The organism is Neisseria sp. P0008.S004, from assembly GCF_051962755.1.
GTDB lineage: Bacteria > Pseudomonadota > Gammaproteobacteria > Burkholderiales > Neisseriaceae > Neisseria > Neisseria subflava_A.
The window spans coordinates 1-343 of the sequence record NZ_JBQCUZ010000037.1 but is presented as its reverse complement, the minus strand read 5'-3'; the positions used below and the strand labels follow the sequence as shown (position 1 = coordinate 343).

Below are 343 nucleotides of genomic sequence, written 5' to 3'. Positions count from 1 at the left end.
CGGCGGCGATCTGCATCTGCAGGGGCGCGAAGTTTCCCTCGGCGAAGCCTACAAACGGAACGAGCGGCACAGCGAAGCGCAGCACAAACAGAGCGGCTTCTCGGTCGGCATCACTTACGACCCCTATACCGCCGGCAAAAATGCCTGGGACAAAGCCATGCAGGGCGGCGGGTACAGCGACAGTATCGTCGGTAACTGGATGCAGCGCAGCAGCGCCTCAGCCAAAGCCAGCCAGGCGGCGGGCACGCCCGTTGTCATCAGCGGCGGCCGCAGCCGCAGCACGCAGGTGCAGGATGGCAGCAGCGCCGAAGCCGTCGGCAGCTCGCTGACGGCCGGCCGCCAT

General features: G+C 66.8%; 1 protein-coding gene. It reads left to right on the top strand.

Translation table 11 applies throughout. The annotated features are described in order from the left end of the window. Positions 1 to 343 (top strand): hypothetical protein (locus tag ACTHSW_RS10845; protein ID WP_440373920.1); only part of this gene is annotated, 343 nt, incomplete at both ends.